We start from the raw sequence: 17,383 nt of genomic DNA, 5'->3' as shown, positions 1-17,383 counted from the left end.
TACCCACGCACTAGCACATTTATTATATATACCTTCTTAATTTGAACACTGTCAATTCCCCTTCTTTTTGGGATATCAGTTCATAGTAATTTTCCGAAGTAGCATATAAATTTCTAGGGTCTCTTCCAATAAGCAAATATTGATTATTTAAATCTGTCGAAATATATTTGCGTGTATCATCATCTAAAATAATATCAATATTATCTATTACAACTAGCTTACCGTTGCATCTACGCAATTCTTCTTGTATATTCTTCTGATTATCACGATAATTAAAACATACAATTCTATTATCAAGTGCCATTTCATCAGAAATAAATGAGAATGTTGCCGTCTTACCAGTTCCAGATTCCCCCATTAGAATTGTAATATTGTTATCAAACTCAAAGTCAATTTTAAATGAAGTATGATATATTTCATAATGCGATACTACTTTTGGTCTACTTTTCATCTTCCCACCATTCCTTTAAGTCGTCATAGCTAGATATTATTTTTTCTACTTTACTATCCACTACCTTTACTTGATCAAATGAAAATGGAATCATAGGATAGTCACTATAAACAAAGCCCTCGTTCATTCCAAATATTACCTCTAAGGCATTATCTCCGCATTCTTTTATATTAACTAAAACAGAAGGATTATATAGGACATTTAATGCAGTTTTACAGCCCGTTGATAACTTGTCTATATCCAATAATGTATCATTGAATTTCGACTTGATTTTATATTTTTCCTCTAAAACAGCTCCATCAATTTTGCTAATAATTTCTCTTGCCTTATCATCTATCATCTGAGATGTAATGGAATTAAAATACACGTCATTAACATCAACACATATTATGTTTGGCATATTCTTATTAGTAAAATCTTGCTTATTCTTATAAATTGTTATCACTTTTCACCCCTATACCAGCTGCTTGAAAACCATTTACCAAATCTACCGAATCGATAAATATCTGATGCATTTTTTCTTTTGATGATATTCTTATGTTATCCAGGCCACAAATATCATCAGCAGACCGTTCCTGCCATTCGCAACAGTTATTAATCCAACAAGGCCCTATTGCTTTTTTTGACACTTCAAATCCTGTATTTCTTGTAATATCAAATAGTAGTTTAGCACATAATTGCTCCACATTATGTACTTTGAGTGAATTAATATACTCGCTTATGCATTCATCGTCTTTATACCCTGCACAATTTGAATCATTCAACATATTGCAAAGTCTGCTTCTCACATTCAGCAAGTGTTCTCTCTTTGTAAATAACTCATCGTCTTCTGCAAAAACCCAATCCGTTAATAGATCAAACTGTAATAGAATATATTCAAAAGAAATAATATTTATTATATAAACATTATTTCTTTCACGAATAGCCTCCATCAAACGTTTTCGTTCTCTTATTACCTGCGGGTTATCAAATGCCTGGTCCATAATTATAATATATTTATTAGTATCATTCTGCAATAAACTCGAAACAGCTTTCACCAATTCACTATTATTTTTCTTAGATTGCACTATTGCTTCTGGAACCAATCTGTTGAAAAAATTCAACCAGAATGAATAACCAGATTTTGTATCTTCCGTCCAAATATACATCTTATCTTGAGTCATTATTTCTAATCATCACTTTCATATAAATCTATATATCTACAGTCATTTTTCTAAAGATCCGAAAACTTCCTTGCTCCAAAATCATCAAACTTCACCCAATAATTATCCAGATGATTGTTTCCATTGTTCTTCTTTATATATAAATCGAAATCCATTTTATCCATTCCAAGAGCCCGAAGGTGTTCGCGATAGAACATGCACCCCTCTCTGATGGTGCGACGCTGGAAAAATTTAAGAATACTTCCGTAGGATACGCCCAGCTTTGCCAGCTCCCAAGGATATAGCTTGCCTTGGCTTAAGTCTGTTGCTTTTATTAGTTCTCTGTCTTTTATTTCAAAATCCATAAGAGGAGTATCAAGAAAATATAGTATTCCTTTAAGATTGTTGATTAATCTAACTTCTGCCATAATTCCGACATCCTCCTTTCATATTCCCTAGCAAATGGTGTATTTATAGTATCCAGATAGGTGATTTGTTTTACATCTTTATATAATTCTTTTAGACCGAATTCTTTATTAAGCTCTGCTAGCAAGTCGAAGGGATCCTCTCCATATGGCGCCACATAAACATTGTTCATTGCTTCTTCGTAATTACGATAATTATCACGGTAGTAATCGTGCTCGAAGAGGCCCATGCCATTGTCAAAAACAAGTGGCATGGTGTATTCACCTGTTAGAGAATTAAAGAACAATCCAAAGTTTCGCGTGTGCCTGTCTACATTTCCAACTAAACAGTCAATAACCGCTAGGTCAATCATGTATTTTTCTGCGGATTCGTACGAAATATCTCCTATTTTTGATAACTGGCTGGCGCACCACTTTAACTTTTCAATGGCGTTTAATTTGTAGAAATAATCTTCCTTGGTGGAAAGATTGACTGTTTCAAGCAATGATTCGAACGACAAAAATGTAAAGCCATCCAACTCAAAATTCTGCGAATATACTGCATCGAACTTTCTGCCTCCGTATGCAAAAATACAATGCTTTTGCTGAACACATGGAATCCCCAGCTGATTTGCAATATCTGATGCGATTATTTCAACAGCCCAATCCTGCATTTGGATTCCGGCCATGATAGCCTGTGATTTTACAAAATATCTGTGATCAGATGTGAGTGCCTTCATTTGGAAACCATCAGTATCTGTCCTTGTTAGCAAGATGTCTTTCTTCGTAAATGCGAATTCCGGGATTAAGTCATCAGACTCAATTTGTAGCTCTTTTATGCTTTCTGGATTAAATGTTTTTTCGCCATCGGTAAATAAAAATACTCCTGGCTCGTCCACTCCCACGCTGATAAGATATTTTTCCTCTAGCAATCGGACAAATTCCTGCCAGGTAGGATTTGTATTGAAACCAAATGGAAGCTTCGATAACTGAACTGCATAGTTTGCCAGAGTAAGTGCCTGCCTGCGAACATCTACCGTGATGGTAGAAACCGGCCGATTATCCACAACCCAATTGATTATAACGGGCTTTTCCTGCGACTCTTTTATTCTTTTATGCAAGGCCTGGCGCGAAATGCCGAATTCATCAGCAAGGGCTGACAAGCTTTCCCCTGATTCATGACGGGAAATTATTTTATTCAATTGTTCATAAGTGATTTTTGGCTTACGCCCTGCATTACGCTCATTTGACATAGAAATATCTCCTTAGACATATTATGGAGGCTGGCGCGCGCCTTGTCAACTAATTAATTTCTTTACATGTTTAACATAAAACGAGCTGCCTCCCAACCTCATTCAGAAGTCAAAAAGCAGCTCTTAAGCGAATACTGATAATGTCATTATTTAGTTCCTTTCTTGAATTGTCCTTCTGCTGTGCCTTCGCGTCAGTCAACCTGACCTTTGTCAAATCAACCAACGGAGATTTGGTCTTCCTGCCGAAAGAATCAATTCTTTTGTTTTATATTCTTTATATCGGCAGGAAGGGTGGAATATATTACCCTCTCTCATTCAACTCCACATCAAGCCCTAATAGATTTGCTATTCTCAGAGCCTTGTCTAATTCAATAGTCTTTTTTCCATTTTCCAAATCAGACAAAAAGCTTGTACTTATTCCCGTAAATTCTGAAATATACTTCTGCGTATACCCTAGTTTTTTTCTTTTGTTTTTTATTGCTACTCCAAATGAATTTGAATCTGTTACTTTCATAAACACCTCTTACCCGTACGGCTATATTTGTCTTTGCATTGTATAAAATTAGCCGTACGGCTATATAATCTTATTTTGATTATACATTTCGCCGTACGGCTATGTCAATTCAGAATCTTACACACATTTATATTCCCATTCTGATATATTTCGTGTCTCAGTTGAAAAATTGGCCCCTATTATCCATTTATCTCGACTATCTGCTGAATAAGGAATCAAATATCTATTGTCCTCTATTTGTTTTAGTGCTTCCTGTGCAGTCTTATTTACTTTGAATTCGAATATAAATATGCTTTTATTTGTTTCAACTATACAATCGGCACGGCCATTAGCACTATGTGGTTCAACCTTTACAAACTGTCCCAATAAAATGAACACTATGTAAATCACATTTTGAAAATCTCGTTCAACTAGCTTTGCATCTTTATTGTTCGCATAAGGCAAGCTTTCAAATAATGACTCGAACCGCCTTCTCATTCCCTCCAAATCATTGTTTTGAATATCATTAATAAAAGATCTAATCTCGAGAGGTGATATGCCCTCGCTATTATACATAAACATAGGTGCAAGGCTCTTTAAAAAACTATATCTAACCTCATCATTCGGATAATCTAACAGTAATGCGTTAATTTCTGCATCATACTTCTTTATAGTCAAATAGCCTGTTTGGTACAGTAAAGGAATCAGATTAATCTCATCTGCCTTATATTCTAATAAAGCATATCTTTCAGCATAAAGCCTACCTTCAGTAATTAGTTTTACATCAAAATCCTCATTCTGTATTTTTTCAAGTAAAAATGTCGGAGTACCAGTACTAAACCAATAAGGCTCGAACTCATTATTATTAAGAGAACATAAAAGACTATATGGGTTATATATATCAGGAGAATCATTGTGAAAATGATATCCATCATACATTTTCTTTAGTTTTTCTCTACATGCAGCCTCAGTTAAACCTAAAGATAATGACATTTTACTAACGTATGATGAAAGATATAAATCTATTTCCTTATCTGTTATTCCACAAATAGCTGCAAATTCTTTATTGATAGAGATATCTGTCAACTGGTTTAAATCACTAAATATGCTAACTTTGCTAAACTTCGTTACCCCAGTAAAAAAAACAAACTTGATATACTTGTCGTAGCTTTTTAATGTACTGAAGAAACCTTTGAATACGTCCTTATTATGCTCTTCCTTAGAAGCGTCAGTAATAACATCTAACAAGGGTTTATCATATTCATCCACTAGAACCACTACGTTTTTTCCAGTTTTAGCTACAGCCTTTTCAATGAGAAATCGAAATCTCTCCGGCAATGATGCTTCTCTTTTCTCATCGCCATATATTTGCTCCCAGCTAGTCAAGTGTTCATTTAATACTTCTTCTAAGGCATTTTCTCTAGAATATGTATCTTTATTAAAATCAAAATAAAAAACCGGATATTGCTGCCAAGCATCTTTATTATTAGCTTCCAGTTTTTCTATTTCAAGCCCAGTAAAAAGTTCTTTTTTGCCTTCCCAATATGCCATTAATGTGGAAACCAATAAACTTTTTCCAAATCTACGTGGGCGACTCATAAAATATGGAATACCAGCATGCGCCAATTTATATACATATTCTGTTTTATCGATATATAAATATCCTTCATTCCTAATTTTTTCGAAATTTTGTATTCCCAATGGCAGCTTCTTTTCCATAATTATTCTCCTACTATATTTCAATCTATCATTATCACATCGTTATTATAACATGATTCTTTCTATAATTATCCCGCAAAATGAAAGCGTCTTCTGATAATACACAAACTATATCGCTTTATAACTCTCTCCTAATCTCCGGAACCTCAAATTGGTCCCTATCTATATTAATGGCCACAGACATATCCAATCCAGATGGCTTACGATCATTAACTAGAATGCGCTCTCCCATTGGCATATTAAAAATAATTTGATTATATCTAATACCGTTCTGCTGTAAAAAATTTAAAGTTATATCCTTATATTCATCTGTTCGAGAAGTAACAATAAGAATAAAGTCTTCCTCTGGAATATTATTAATATACTCTTTTGCTCCATCCAACAAGGTATCATATCCATCAATCTTATAGCCATTATGCTTAGCTATTGTTCCATCAATATCAAAAATCCAAGTCTTTGGTAAAGTTGATAATACTAGTTCAGCTCCCATTTATAATCCTCTTCTACAACAATGTTTTCAAAAGTATCAATTGCATACATATCTATAGCTTTCCACTTAGTGTCACTGTAATAATAATCTGGATATAGCGCTATTTTCCTACAATCCGCAGTCCTGATTACATCACATAAGCCACTTCGTATACCTATAAACAAACCTGCTTGTTCTACTACTGATTTCATTTCATTAATAGCAGGACTAATTGGTATTGTTCCCTCCAGTGCATTTTCATCTCCAGCGACATTCGTATATACGGTATATCCTTTTGAAATTAAATCTGATACTATTTCTTTCCATACATCATTCGATAATGCAGTAACTGATTTTGCATAAGGAGAAATGATTGCAGATTCCCCCTTGGGAATATTATCTAACAATGGATATTTTTCCCATTTATCCGGAATTATAGGTTTTGTATCTTTAGGAAGGCCAAATACTCCGCAACAATAAATTGTTTCGAGAGGTATGCACTTTATATATAGCGCTTTGTGAAGATTAATTACATATGGCCTATCTTGATGAGCAATATAGCAACGTTCATCCTCGGTATATATTACAGCTTGTATCGTAGCATCCAGTTCCTTTTGCTGAATCACCTTCACTTTTGTATTTGAAAACAATTCGACAACCTTTGCACAGGCCTTTGATGATACAAATACCGCCGTGCTATCAAATCCTCTTTTTGATGCAAATGCCGGTAGATACGACATACATAAATATATATCTCCTAATGCATTAAATGGGCAGAACACCAACAATTCATTTTCATATTCTTTTTTTAGGATATTTAGTGACTCTATACCTTGATTAAGTCTTTTAGTTTTTCGCTCAATAGTCTCTGGAGATAAAGAATACTCTGAATATGTGTTGTAATCTACTAGTTTAATTATAGGACCTTTGAATCCCAAATCTCTTAGCTGCCTATTCATCGATTCATAAAAACGAGTAACAATTAATACTGCTGCATCATCAGCATTTTTCATTATATCTTCAACTGGTATAACTGGGATATTTTTATATAAAAAACCATGCTTTTGAGCATTATTATCAAGAATAGCTTTTGGAATAATATTTTTGTCTACAAGAAAATCTGCAAGGCATAGTGATGCCTCGCAGTGCCCAAATATATATATATCTTTTTCCCTAATAGTTACCTCATTATCTAAGTAACTATTTATCATTTCTGTTTTATGCTCTTGATTCATTTGTTTTTATCAATTCTTCTAATTCTTCTTTAGAAAGAATTCCTGTATTTACATAATTATAGAGTGATGGATATGAAGTGTTTTCTATGTTTACTAGAAACAGTCTATCTGAAAATTCATACGTTTTGTATAACAACAATAAATCATTAGCATTTATGTTTTCTATTATTTTTTCGCTATCTTGATTTAATATATTTTTGATGATGCGTACCTTATCTTGATTCATGTCATTACTCAATTATATTAGAATCCAACAATCATTATCGATATTTTATCACCGATTGGAACTCTTCTTAATTTATCACCTTCATGTTTTTCCATAAACTGTTCTACTGCCCTGCGTGGTCCATCAAAATTCCTTGCAAAATAATCATGAACCAATATCACACCTCCAGGCAACATCTGCTTGCTGAATAAACAAAGCCCTTGATAGGTTGGTTCGTACAAATCTACATCCAAATTCACAAATAAAAATCTATTGTCTTTTATACATGTAGCTGTTTCTGGAAAATACCCTTTATGAATCTCCACCATCTCTGGTCTGCTCATCTTTTTCATAACTAAATCAATTGAGGTATTTCCATACTCACCAATCTTAGCTATAGATTTTTCTTCTTTTTTGATATCCTGTTCTACAAATCCTTCAAATGTATCGAATAAGTGTATTCGTCTGTGTGGAAAATATTCATTCATAAGTTTTGCAAAATCACCTTGAAAAACCCCAACTTCAGCAATTTCTCCATCTGAATCAAACGTATTATCAAATGTTGAAAATTGCTTTAAAAACTCTTTCCTTGCATCTAGCTCAAAAGTTATATATTTTGTAATGATTATACTTTCATCTATTCTTAACCTTTTCAATTGGTCCATTATAGAAATCAATCCAGGTTGTGAAGTAATCACTATGTAATCATATTGTTTTTTTAAGCACTCATCAGGCGACAAAATAGTTATTCCGTTGAGCTCTTTATTCCATTTATTTGAATCATTATCAGTAAATGCAACGATTTCATACTCACTAGATATTTCTTCATATAAACGTTTTCCACCATCCGATGCCCCGAAGCATATTACTCTTTTCATCAAATTCCCCCTCAATCACTCATCCTTCACATTTGGCTCAAATAAACTCGGTGTTATCATCGCAATTTTCATTTTATCTTTTACTTTTTTTAACAATTTTAGATACATAATACGTATATATTCATTGTTCTTTTCTGCACTTAATCCATGGCTTGAATTGATAAAATCCTCCGTAGCATAGTTTTCAGTGTTTGATTGTATCCCATCAAACCCTGCAAGCATTATTTCTTTAGCTCCACATTTATATAAAAAATTCAGAAGCATTATAACACTATTATCTGCTAGATAATCGCCATCTCCCAGATACGACTCATAGTTTATGTAAATGGTTTTTTGAATTTCTTCTTTGACATTTGATGTCACAATACATTTATCTGGACTAACTGTTTTTTTTAATCTATTCCAATGCAAAGCATTAGCACAGAATAAATAATCAGTATTAATTTTATCAGGGACATAGTTAACACTTATAGCAACAACGTCCTTTTCATTTGCAATACATATTAATTGATTTTCATATTCTGTTATGCTTTTTCCAGGAGCAACAATCAGAACCTTCCTATCATTTATAACCGATTGCACTAACTTTATAGCTTCTGAATCGTCAATATCATCAGATGAATATTCGTGATATATTCGTTGAATATTATCGTAATCATAACGCTGTCTTGTATTGTCATCTATTTTAGAAAGAATATGTCTTATATCTTTACTACTTAATCTGTATTTTTCTGTAAGATATATTATATTATTAGGATGAGCTCTATAAATACCTGCCATAAATGCGGGAACGCTATATCCCCACATTAAATCTTTCTTCAATGGGAGAAGATAGGTATCAATGCAATCCAGTACTATATCTAAATCGTATGATTTTCCTTTTTTTCTATTTAAATAATCCACAATCAATTCAGTATTTAAGTTTCCAGCACACTTTCCCATGCCATTTAAAGTTGCATCTAGTACTATTATTCTATCACTAGACGAGACCCTTAAAACTTCCTGCGCAAATGCAAATGAGGATTGAAAATTGTTATGAGAATGAATATCAATTCTAATGCTGTTATCCAAATTTCTCTCTACTAAATTATAAATATATGTTAGATCTTCTAAATACAATGAACCATATGTATCTACAATACCAAATGCATATGGTTTAATCTGGTTAACCGTATCAATTATGTTTAACAATTCCGCATCAGTATATCCGGGAGTATTAACCCCTTGGACAAATAGTTTATACCCTTTAGTTTTAACTAATTCCAACGCCTTCCTTACCGAATCAAAATCATTGTTATAGTCTTTTTTTGTAAATCCTACACGTATAGCACTTATCTTAGTCTCACTTTTATCGCACAAATCATCAAAATCATACATTCCATAATCAATAAAAGCGCAATATAGACATATGTCGTCATCCTTAACAAATCTATCCATTTGTCTCAAATCTGTAAAAAATGTCGAATCTACTTCGTATTTTATCTTGTTTTTATCACGCAAAAATCCCAGTTCGACTATGTCTATTCCTGCATTCGTTAAATCATCTGATATTCCATCAATGACTCTATCTTTGAACTTACAATCAATAATTCGCCCGCCATCTCTAAGAGTACAATCCAACAATTCTACTTTTTTCATATTTGTCCGCCACCGTTCTTATAATAACTTGCAACAACCTTAGCAAATTCAAAATCTTCAGGTGTATCAATATCTACAGCTTCCAATTCATCTATTACTTGTAAGTATGGCTTGCTTCCAATTCTTTGATGCATTTCAGTAAACACTTCTTTTCTGAAAATAAAAAAAGCACCCGTCTCTTTATAAACCGGTTCTAGATTTTGTGTAGTCACAATATCTTTCATGTCATAATTTAAAGTTTTACCCTTATACCAACAATAATCCTGTATACATACACAACTAAAAGCGGAATCATATCCTTCGTATAAAACTTTATTTAATGCATTCTCTATAGACTCCTTTTTTGTAAAAGGCTGTGTTACATGTGTTAAAACATATATATCTGCATCTATATCATTTACAAAACGTTCTATTATTTCCAATCCCTTAACCTGAAAACCATCCAATTGAGAATCACGTTTTAGGAACATCAATCCCCTATCAGAAAATGATTTCATATAATTTATAATTGATACATCACTACAATATACATATCTCTCATCTATCCCTTTAACATCACAAATAGTGTCAAAGATAAAGTCACACAAAGGTCTCCCGCTTAATTCTTTTAAGTTCTTACCAGGAAATCTTTGATTATTTAATTTTATTGGAATAAACGAAACAACCTTCTCTTTTTTCATTAAAAAACAACTCCTATTGCGCCGCTATTTACTAAGATATAAAACAATGTAATCAGACATTCCTTTATTCTCCAATTCACTTTTCCATACCTGATTCATTGTTTCACTTATGACACCATCTGCTATTGCATTGCCTGGATTCTTTGAATTAACCCAGCCCATAGCATTATTAAGATCATATCTTTGAAAATATTTAATCTTTACATCATCACTTTTGAATCCTGCCTCAGAAGCCATTATTCTTAAACTCTTCTCTGAAAAAATCCACTTATGTTGCACAGAAAACAGTATTTTTTTATCATATATTTCACCTAATAGCTTTCTCATAACTGGGGTTTCAGTTGGAGTGCCTATTACCGCATATCCATTATCGTTACTAAGCATATTAAAAATATCAATCAAAAACTCTTTAGGATTATCTACATGCTCGATTACATCAAATGATACTGCAACATCTACCTTTTCTCTCCAGTCTTCCAATGCATCTTTTGAATATGCATAAGTGTTATAATGCTTTTCCTTCGACATTATTTCTCGATATTTCAAAGTAGGCTCAATTGCAATTGTCTCCTTTGCCATTCCAGATACCACATCTAAAAAAGCACCACATCCACATCCAACATCAGCTACATTTTTATTCCTATAAATCATTCCAGTATATCTCAACTTATCCAATGATTCTCGATCATGTAGTCTATAAAATTCTTGCGCATCTACAGAATCCTCTAACGACATCCTATAGGTATCCGTTTGATAATAACTAATTAAATCAATTAAATTGTCATGCCAAATAGTTTCGCACTCTTTACATCGAAACATTTTTACATTTGTGTCTGTATATTTTCCTAATCCACCATTACGTATTATCCCATCATATTCAACTATAACTTTTCTACTTCTACAGATTGGACATGTTTTACTCATTTTATATTTCACCTTCTTGCAACTATACCTTTGATCCAAACAGCTAGTTTGACCACTTGCGAAATTTATTATTTAATATGCTTCTTTATAAAATCATCTACATCTAAATAAAAATCTTCATAGCATTCTATTATTTTTTCATCTGACCAGTTCCACCATGCTATGTTATTTAATTGTCTAATTTGCTCATCAGTATATCTGTACCTTATCACCTTGGCTGGATTCCCTACCACTATTGCATAGTCTGGAACATCTTTGGTAACAACCGAATTTGCTCCTATTATTGCACCATTTCCAATGTTACAACCAGCTATGATAACAGCTCCATATCCTATCCATACATCGTTGCCTATTATACTTTTTTCAAAAAATCTTGGATATTTAATCTCAATACCTGGTACATATCCTGGGTGATTACTCCAGTCACCTGGAAATGATAAGAATTCATGCGAGGATATATACACATCATGATTCGCTACCACGACTGCATTAACTGCAAATGAACAAAAACTACCTATCTCCTGAACTGTATATGATGATTGCGTTATGGGACCATAACTATATTTTCCGACTTTAAATCTCGGAAATAGTTCAATTATGTTCTCTGCTGAAATATACATTTGAATACTACTTAATAAATCTTCATATATATCATCTCTATCACATGTGTATATTACGATGGCTTTTTTTAATTGCTGTAGGCTCTTAACTGGCATTGCTCCGTCATCTCTTACATAATTATCAAGAATAAAATGATTTACTCCATTATTATCCAAGATTTTCGAAACCTTCCTGCCCCAAGTTCCATAAGGACATACAAATATTTTCTTCCCAATTCTTTCCGATTTATTCAATTTTGATAACAGATAATCTTCAAATTTCATAATTAATATTCAATTCAGCATAACCTAATATAGCCAACATAGTCTCTTTGACTAAACATCTCATTCTCAATATTGATTTCTGTACCTTTTTCAAGTGTCATACGTCTACTAATAAGGCTCTTATCTTTCTCATTAAACCTTATTTCTACCCGTTGTGCACTTCCATTAAAACCGTTCAATATAATAATATTTCCTTGCATAACATCAAACACAAGATTCATTTCATTGGATACTCTTTCACAACAGAATGAATTTGTATTCACGGCATTTATAGATTCCATTTTGGATGATGGCTTTATATTATCCCACTTATACACAACATCTTCTTTTTCTGATTCCTTCTCAATTCTAACAATCCCCATCCCTCTAAATGGAATCAAGTATACATACTTGCCTCCATCGATTATGTACATGTATCCCCTTTCTAAAATCAAATCTTTGTTTTTTATTATTTTTCGTTCAATTCGTCCTGTATTCTTGTCCCATTTCACATATTCGCCTTTGTCTCTTAAAGAAATCCAATAGAATTGTCCATCAAAAACAATATCTGATAATGGTTCGTCACATATATTATGCACAACCCATGCATCAGTTCTCATATCAAGCTCAAGTATTTTACCTTTTTGAAAACAAGGAAGCATGCACACTCCTTCGGATACAACTCTTGCATTTGCGAATTTAACAGATTTTGGATTTGGCATTTCACCTAATTCATCCGCCCATCCACGAATATAATCAATATCATATGTGTTAGTATCCAACTTAAGAATCTCGTCATTTCTACCTGGAAAGAGATAGCAATAATCTCCATATCTGTGTATACTAACAAACTGATTTATCTTCATACCATCGACTGTAGATTTTGTATTATATGGTATTTTTCTTATAGTCTTATTTTTTAACTCATAAATCAAAATCTCATCTGCACATCTAGGAGCAAAAATTAGTTTTTCGTTAACATACTCTATACCACCGTACATATTCCAAGAAAAAAAACTATCTTCATTATCAATCCAGATTACATCAGTATTTCCTTCTAAATCCATTTTAAAGATTGCACCATATGTATAGTTATAGAAGTATATTTCACCATCTATATACTTCATCCCATAACTTACTAAGCTAGCAATATCTTCCTTTTTTATCATATTTTTTCTCCCAAATGCCATACACTACTACTTTTCACAAATGTTATTTACTGTAATTAGTATCAAATAATGAGTCAAAGTCTACCCTTTCAAAAGCTTCAAGCTTCCCTCCCCTCGTAGCATTAAATATCCGAAATCCATGTTTACGAGAATATAGTTCAGCTTTTTCATATGCACAATTGATTTTGTCCCAATTTGTTGTTCGTCCTTCCTCCTTGTATGTTTTTTTAAGTTCTTTAGAATGATAGTCTTTTATAAAGTGACTTTTTTCATCTGCCACGCTACCTGGGTAGGAATTATCCATTCCAAGTAAAAATATTTGTACTGCCCCCATATAATGCGCAAACTGTAATCCAATATCGTATGAAACTGTACTTCCCCAGTATATTTCCTTAGTTATATCTTCTGAAAAATTTGGATACGATGGATTGTAGTCTTCAATGTTAAGATGCACATATTCTGCTCTATTCAAATAATAATCAGTATCACGCATAAATCCATCAGCAACAAATAATCCTATGTTTTCTATATATTTGTCTATATCCAAACAATCGTATAGGACCCCACTATCTGTAATTCCTATATAATTAGGTCTCCACACCGTTTTCTCAAATATCTTAAATATCATATTAAACGCAATACAAATCTCATTATTACGTGCTAATGTTTCCAAATCTCCCAATCTCAAACTAGGCCCATTGCCAATAAGCCATATTCTCTTTCCCTCATGTATATTGCGATATTTAATTAGTTCCGGATGAGAAAATGATTGTTCGCAACAATCTACATCATACAAATCTATAACATCAAAATCATAGTCATTCTCATCTATAAATCTATATATGTCTGTCTCTGTACGTCGCTCAGTTACCAAAAGACAATCTATATCATTTATAGCAACATTCAATTCCATATAAGGAATATTTAGAAGTTCTTCTTTTTTATCAGTATTTCCTATAATGCACTTTATTGCAGCAAATCCCAAGTTGTGCTGCATAGCAATTTCGCAAAGTAAATATGGATTACAAGCATTATCACCATATATCACTATACTTTGATACTTATTCAAATTCTTGACGCTTAATGCTCTATTGTAATTAATTCTCTCATAACACCTATGTAAAAAATATCCTGGTAATAATCCGCTAATTCTTATATCATCTATTTCGTGATACACAAAGTATCTTTTATAATTATCGTTTTTTATTTGTTCTTCCATTACTTGGTAATATTTTTCACTTGCTATCACAATAACATGATATTCTTGTATAAATTCAGGAAGCTCATTGTATCCACGAACAATCTTACCTTCACATACTTCAACCTCTTTGTAATTAGATATAAAACATTCTGTTCTTAGGTCGCCCAAATATGCCAAAGCTCTCTTACCAGTTACTCCTGCACCAAAAATAATATATTTTATCATTTTGTTCCTTCTTATTTGATTAGATCTTTGTAAAAAACAACCTCTGCGTTCCCTTTACACACATTCAATGCTTTTATCAGTTCATTCTTGTCTTGTTCGGGTGTAACAATAATCAAATCAACATCTGGTAAATCATCCTCTAACTGATAAATTGGTAATTCTACACCTTCAATATCCTTTCTTCTATCGATAACATAATTAACCTTAAATTTTTCGATTTCCAAACATTTGACTATTCTTTTTCCTATAAACCCCATTCCATATATAGCCACACTCTTACAATTCAATTGTTTTATTTTTTCACTATAGCTAAATACTGTTTCTGTTATATGGCTATTTTTTTCCTCAAAAATATCTTCGAATTTATATAAATCATAAAAAAAATAATTTGGATATATAACTTCTAATTCTTTTACTTTAGCATATATCAAATCGCAAAAGCCTGACCGTGCAGAAATAACCTTCTTGCAATTTATTGCTAATGCAACTAATTCTTCCAACGATAAATCGATACAATATTTTGATAATTTTTCATTAGGTCTCAACATATTCACCACAACCGGACCATTAATATTTTGAATAACTTTTTCAAAATATTGTAAAGAAACAGTATCAATCGCTGGTGCATTCATCTCGGGCAATACAAGTGTAATATTCTCTATTTCCCCAGGAAGTTTTTCAATTAATTGCTTAGTAACCTTTGGATACTCCATAGGCAACACAGAATTTGGTATTTTGATACATGGTATTCCCAATGATTTTGTATACATTTCAACAAAGGATATTTTCCTTTCTATAAAGTATCTAAAAACACTATTTTCATCTTCATACCCCGGTCTAGTTAGAAATATTTCTCCTTTTTTTATATCTCCTTGATTTGTCTTCTGAGATATTGCTTCTATTTCTTGTTCCGAAAAATTATAAATAATATATTCTTTAATATCAAAAAGTCTAAGCACTACTTCGTGAGATTTTTTAATAATAAAAACTATTTCCGTATTATATTTTGCTTCAATAAACTTCTTATAACTACAGACTATAAATGTATCGCCTATTCCATATGGACATAAAAAATATAATTTCTGACTTACCATCTTTTAGACTCGTCCTCTACTGAAAGTTTGTTTTATAGTAATCTGACAATTGCTTGTTTGTCATAAGATTCCATTCTTTATAACATACTCCACTGTTTGCAAAACTTGCCGGTATATATTTTTGGTTCAATATTTTGTGTTGGCAAAAATCTAATATTGTGAAGTTATTAAGCATTACTTCTTTTGAATACTCAATAATCTCATCATCCCAATCTGTCCAATCAGCAAATTTTGAAAATCCTAATTTATTTCGAACGCAACCAAGCATTATATGTTGTTCGGTAGTGTATCTCCATGAATATTTATATTTATTATTTTCAACTCGATTTTTATTATTACATTCATAGTTTGCCATCTCATTTTCTGGAATAAGAGTTACCGCATCATATAATGTGTTTAAGTCTTCTGTTAAACCAAAGAAAAACCAATCTGATGGATGGAACGGCTTAGGAACTTTATGTTTATATCCATTAGGGTCATAGTATACGAAATCATTTCGCGTAAACAATTCTCCTATAACTATTCTTTCTTTAAAAATACGTACATCCTTTTTATATTCCGGAAATACATTTGTATATCTAAGAAAATCATTTCCCAATAAAACTAAATCACTTCTCAGCTTTAGTGCATATTTGGTCTTTACCTTCTCAAGCCCTTTTTTTGTCGAAAGAATTTGCCTATTCCCATTATTAGCTATAGGTTCCATTGCATATAAACCACACTCGCAAGCACCGGGATCCTCATTTAATATCACCTCATCGTAATCGAGTTGACTACAATCACATTCCTTCCACGTAGACAGAATTACTTTTGAATCTGGAAGATATTTTCTAACGCTTTCAATTGTGTTTTTGGTTATAACTGAATCTGCGTATCCTTGAATTACTACAGACACATCTTTGGATGAAATACTTTTCCCTTTTTTACAGTTGTCAGGCTCTTCATGTAATTTTATTAATCTATCCAAATATGAATGGTAGAACGAGTTCATTTCATCAAAATCGTTCCAAACAACTTTATTTAAATCGCCCTTTGTGCCAGGGAATCTAATAATAGTCATTTCAATATTTGTTAATGCAAAAATATTAATTACTTCTCCTGGCTCAAATTTAATCAAATCATATTTTTTAAATTTAACACCATTAATTTCAGCAGAACCACGATTTAAAAAAATAAATTGAACATCTTTCTTTCTATAGTATCCCGCATCAAGTGTATATTTGCTTGCTCCTTTAGAACAGATTTCAACAGCGTCTGTCTTAAATGCTGAGGGTTCGAAATCACCTATAAAATACCCTCTCTTCATTTTTTTCATATCAATTTTTTCCATAAAAAATGTA

Annotated in this window: 19 protein-coding genes; all 19 read right to left on the bottom strand. The window is 32.3% G+C overall.

Annotation, left to right across the window (positions count from 1 at the left end; translation table 11 throughout):
• Positions 1-22 precede the first annotated feature (22 nt).
• The 19 genes from E7274_RS06125 to E7274_RS06035 all read right to left on the bottom strand — a co-directional run bounded on the left by E7274_RS06125 (position 23) and on the right by E7274_RS06035 (position 17,373).
• The gene (locus tag E7274_RS06125; RefSeq protein WP_304174581.1) at positions 23-451 is read right to left on the bottom strand and encodes an ABC transporter ATP-binding protein; all 429 of its coding nucleotides are present in this window, start codon (positions 449-451) and stop codon (positions 23-25) included.
• On the bottom strand, positions 441-896 hold the full coding sequence (locus E7274_RS06120) for a DUF4869 domain-containing protein (protein ID WP_304174579.1): 456 nt from the start codon (positions 894-896) through the stop codon (positions 441-443). The genes E7274_RS06125 and E7274_RS06120 overlap by 11 nt, the downstream gene beginning before the upstream one ends.
• Positions 880-1,614 (bottom strand): hypothetical protein, encoded by a 735-nt coding sequence (locus E7274_RS06115; protein WP_304174577.1) that lies wholly within the window; start codon positions 1,612-1,614, stop codon positions 880-882. The genes E7274_RS06120 and E7274_RS06115 overlap by 17 nt, the downstream gene beginning before the upstream one ends.
• A 50-nt stretch (positions 1,615-1,664) precedes the next feature.
• Positions 1,665-2,021 carry a hypothetical protein gene (locus E7274_RS06110; protein ID WP_304174575.1) on the bottom strand — a complete coding sequence of 119 codons (357 nt, stop codon included), beginning with the start codon at positions 2,019-2,021 and terminating at the stop codon, positions 1,665-1,667.
• Positions 2,003-3,250: a HipA domain-containing protein gene (locus tag E7274_RS06105; protein WP_304174573.1), complete on the bottom strand. Its 1,248-nt coding sequence runs from the start codon at positions 3,248-3,250 to the stop codon at positions 2,003-2,005. The genes E7274_RS06110 and E7274_RS06105 overlap by 19 nt, the downstream gene beginning before the upstream one ends.
• A gap of 301 nt (positions 3,251-3,551) precedes the next feature.
• Complete coding sequence (locus E7274_RS06100) at positions 3,552-3,764, bottom strand: helix-turn-helix domain-containing protein (RefSeq protein ID WP_304174571.1); 213 nt, start codon at positions 3,762-3,764, stop codon at positions 3,552-3,554.
• Between the two features lie 117 nt (positions 3,765-3,881).
• A complete protein-coding gene (locus tag E7274_RS06095) occupies positions 3,882-5,462 on the bottom strand; it encodes an ATP-binding protein (protein WP_304174569.1) in 1,581 nt (526 codons plus the stop codon).
• 118 nt (positions 5,463-5,580) lie between these two features.
• Positions 5,581-5,952 (bottom strand): hypothetical protein, encoded by a 372-nt coding sequence (locus E7274_RS06090; protein ID WP_304174568.1) that lies wholly within the window; start codon positions 5,950-5,952, stop codon positions 5,581-5,583.
• Positions 5,937-7,142 (bottom strand): hypothetical protein, encoded by a 1,206-nt coding sequence (locus tag E7274_RS06085; RefSeq protein ID WP_304174566.1) that lies wholly within the window; start codon positions 7,140-7,142, stop codon positions 5,937-5,939. Before E7274_RS06085 ends, E7274_RS06090 begins: the two co-directional genes overlap by 16 nt.
• A 7-nt stretch (positions 7,143-7,149) precedes the next feature.
• A complete protein-coding gene (locus tag E7274_RS06080) occupies positions 7,150-7,392 on the bottom strand; it encodes a hypothetical protein (RefSeq protein ID WP_304174565.1) in 243 nt (80 codons plus the stop codon).
• Between the two features lie 17 nt (positions 7,393-7,409).
• The gene (locus E7274_RS06075; RefSeq protein ID WP_304174563.1) at positions 7,410-8,249 is read right to left on the bottom strand and encodes a TylF/MycF/NovP-related O-methyltransferase; all 840 of its coding nucleotides are present in this window, start codon (positions 8,247-8,249) and stop codon (positions 7,410-7,412) included.
• Positions 8,250-8,264: 15 nt separating this feature from the next.
• Complete coding sequence (locus E7274_RS06070) at positions 8,265-9,887, bottom strand: aldolase catalytic domain-containing protein (RefSeq protein WP_304174561.1); 1,623 nt, start codon at positions 9,885-9,887, stop codon at positions 8,265-8,267.
• Complete coding sequence (locus E7274_RS06065; protein ID WP_304174559.1) at positions 9,884-10,567, bottom strand: acylneuraminate cytidylyltransferase family protein; 684 nt, start codon at positions 10,565-10,567, stop codon at positions 9,884-9,886. The genes E7274_RS06070 and E7274_RS06065 overlap by 4 nt, the downstream gene beginning before the upstream one ends.
• Before the next feature lie 24 nt (positions 10,568-10,591).
• Positions 10,592-11,491: a class I SAM-dependent methyltransferase gene (locus E7274_RS06060; RefSeq protein WP_304174557.1), complete on the bottom strand. Its 900-nt coding sequence runs from the start codon at positions 11,489-11,491 to the stop codon at positions 10,592-10,594.
• A gap of 68 nt (positions 11,492-11,559) precedes the next feature.
• Complete coding sequence (locus E7274_RS06055; RefSeq protein ID WP_304174555.1) at positions 11,560-12,375, bottom strand: CatB-related O-acetyltransferase; 816 nt, start codon at positions 12,373-12,375, stop codon at positions 11,560-11,562.
• A gap of 14 nt (positions 12,376-12,389) precedes the next feature.
• Positions 12,390-13,523: a hypothetical protein gene (locus E7274_RS06050; RefSeq protein ID WP_304174552.1), complete on the bottom strand. Its 1,134-nt coding sequence runs from the start codon at positions 13,521-13,523 to the stop codon at positions 12,390-12,392.
• A 43-nt stretch (positions 13,524-13,566) separates the two neighbouring features.
• Positions 13,567-14,949, bottom strand: a complete 1,383-nt coding sequence (locus tag E7274_RS06045) for a 6-hydroxymethylpterin diphosphokinase MptE-like protein (protein WP_304174551.1) — start codon at positions 14,947-14,949, stop codon at positions 13,567-13,569.
• Between the two features lie 11 nt (positions 14,950-14,960).
• Positions 14,961-16,043, bottom strand: coding sequence for a hypothetical protein (locus tag E7274_RS06040; protein WP_304174549.1), 1,083 nt, complete (start codon positions 16,041-16,043; stop codon positions 14,961-14,963).
• Between the two features lie 16 nt (positions 16,044-16,059).
• On the bottom strand, positions 16,060-17,373 hold the full coding sequence (locus E7274_RS06035) for a WavE lipopolysaccharide synthesis family protein (protein ID WP_304174547.1): 1,314 nt from the start codon (positions 17,371-17,373) through the stop codon (positions 16,060-16,062).
• Between the last annotated feature and the right edge of the window lie 10 nt (positions 17,374-17,383).

It is taken from the genome of Pseudobutyrivibrio ruminis, from assembly GCF_015057245.1.
In the GTDB taxonomy this organism is placed as follows: domain Bacteria; phylum Bacillota; class Clostridia; order Lachnospirales; family Lachnospiraceae; genus Pseudobutyrivibrio; species Pseudobutyrivibrio ruminis_E.
Note: the sequence above shows the minus strand (reverse complement) of the source record. Positions and strands in the feature narration are given on the sequence as shown.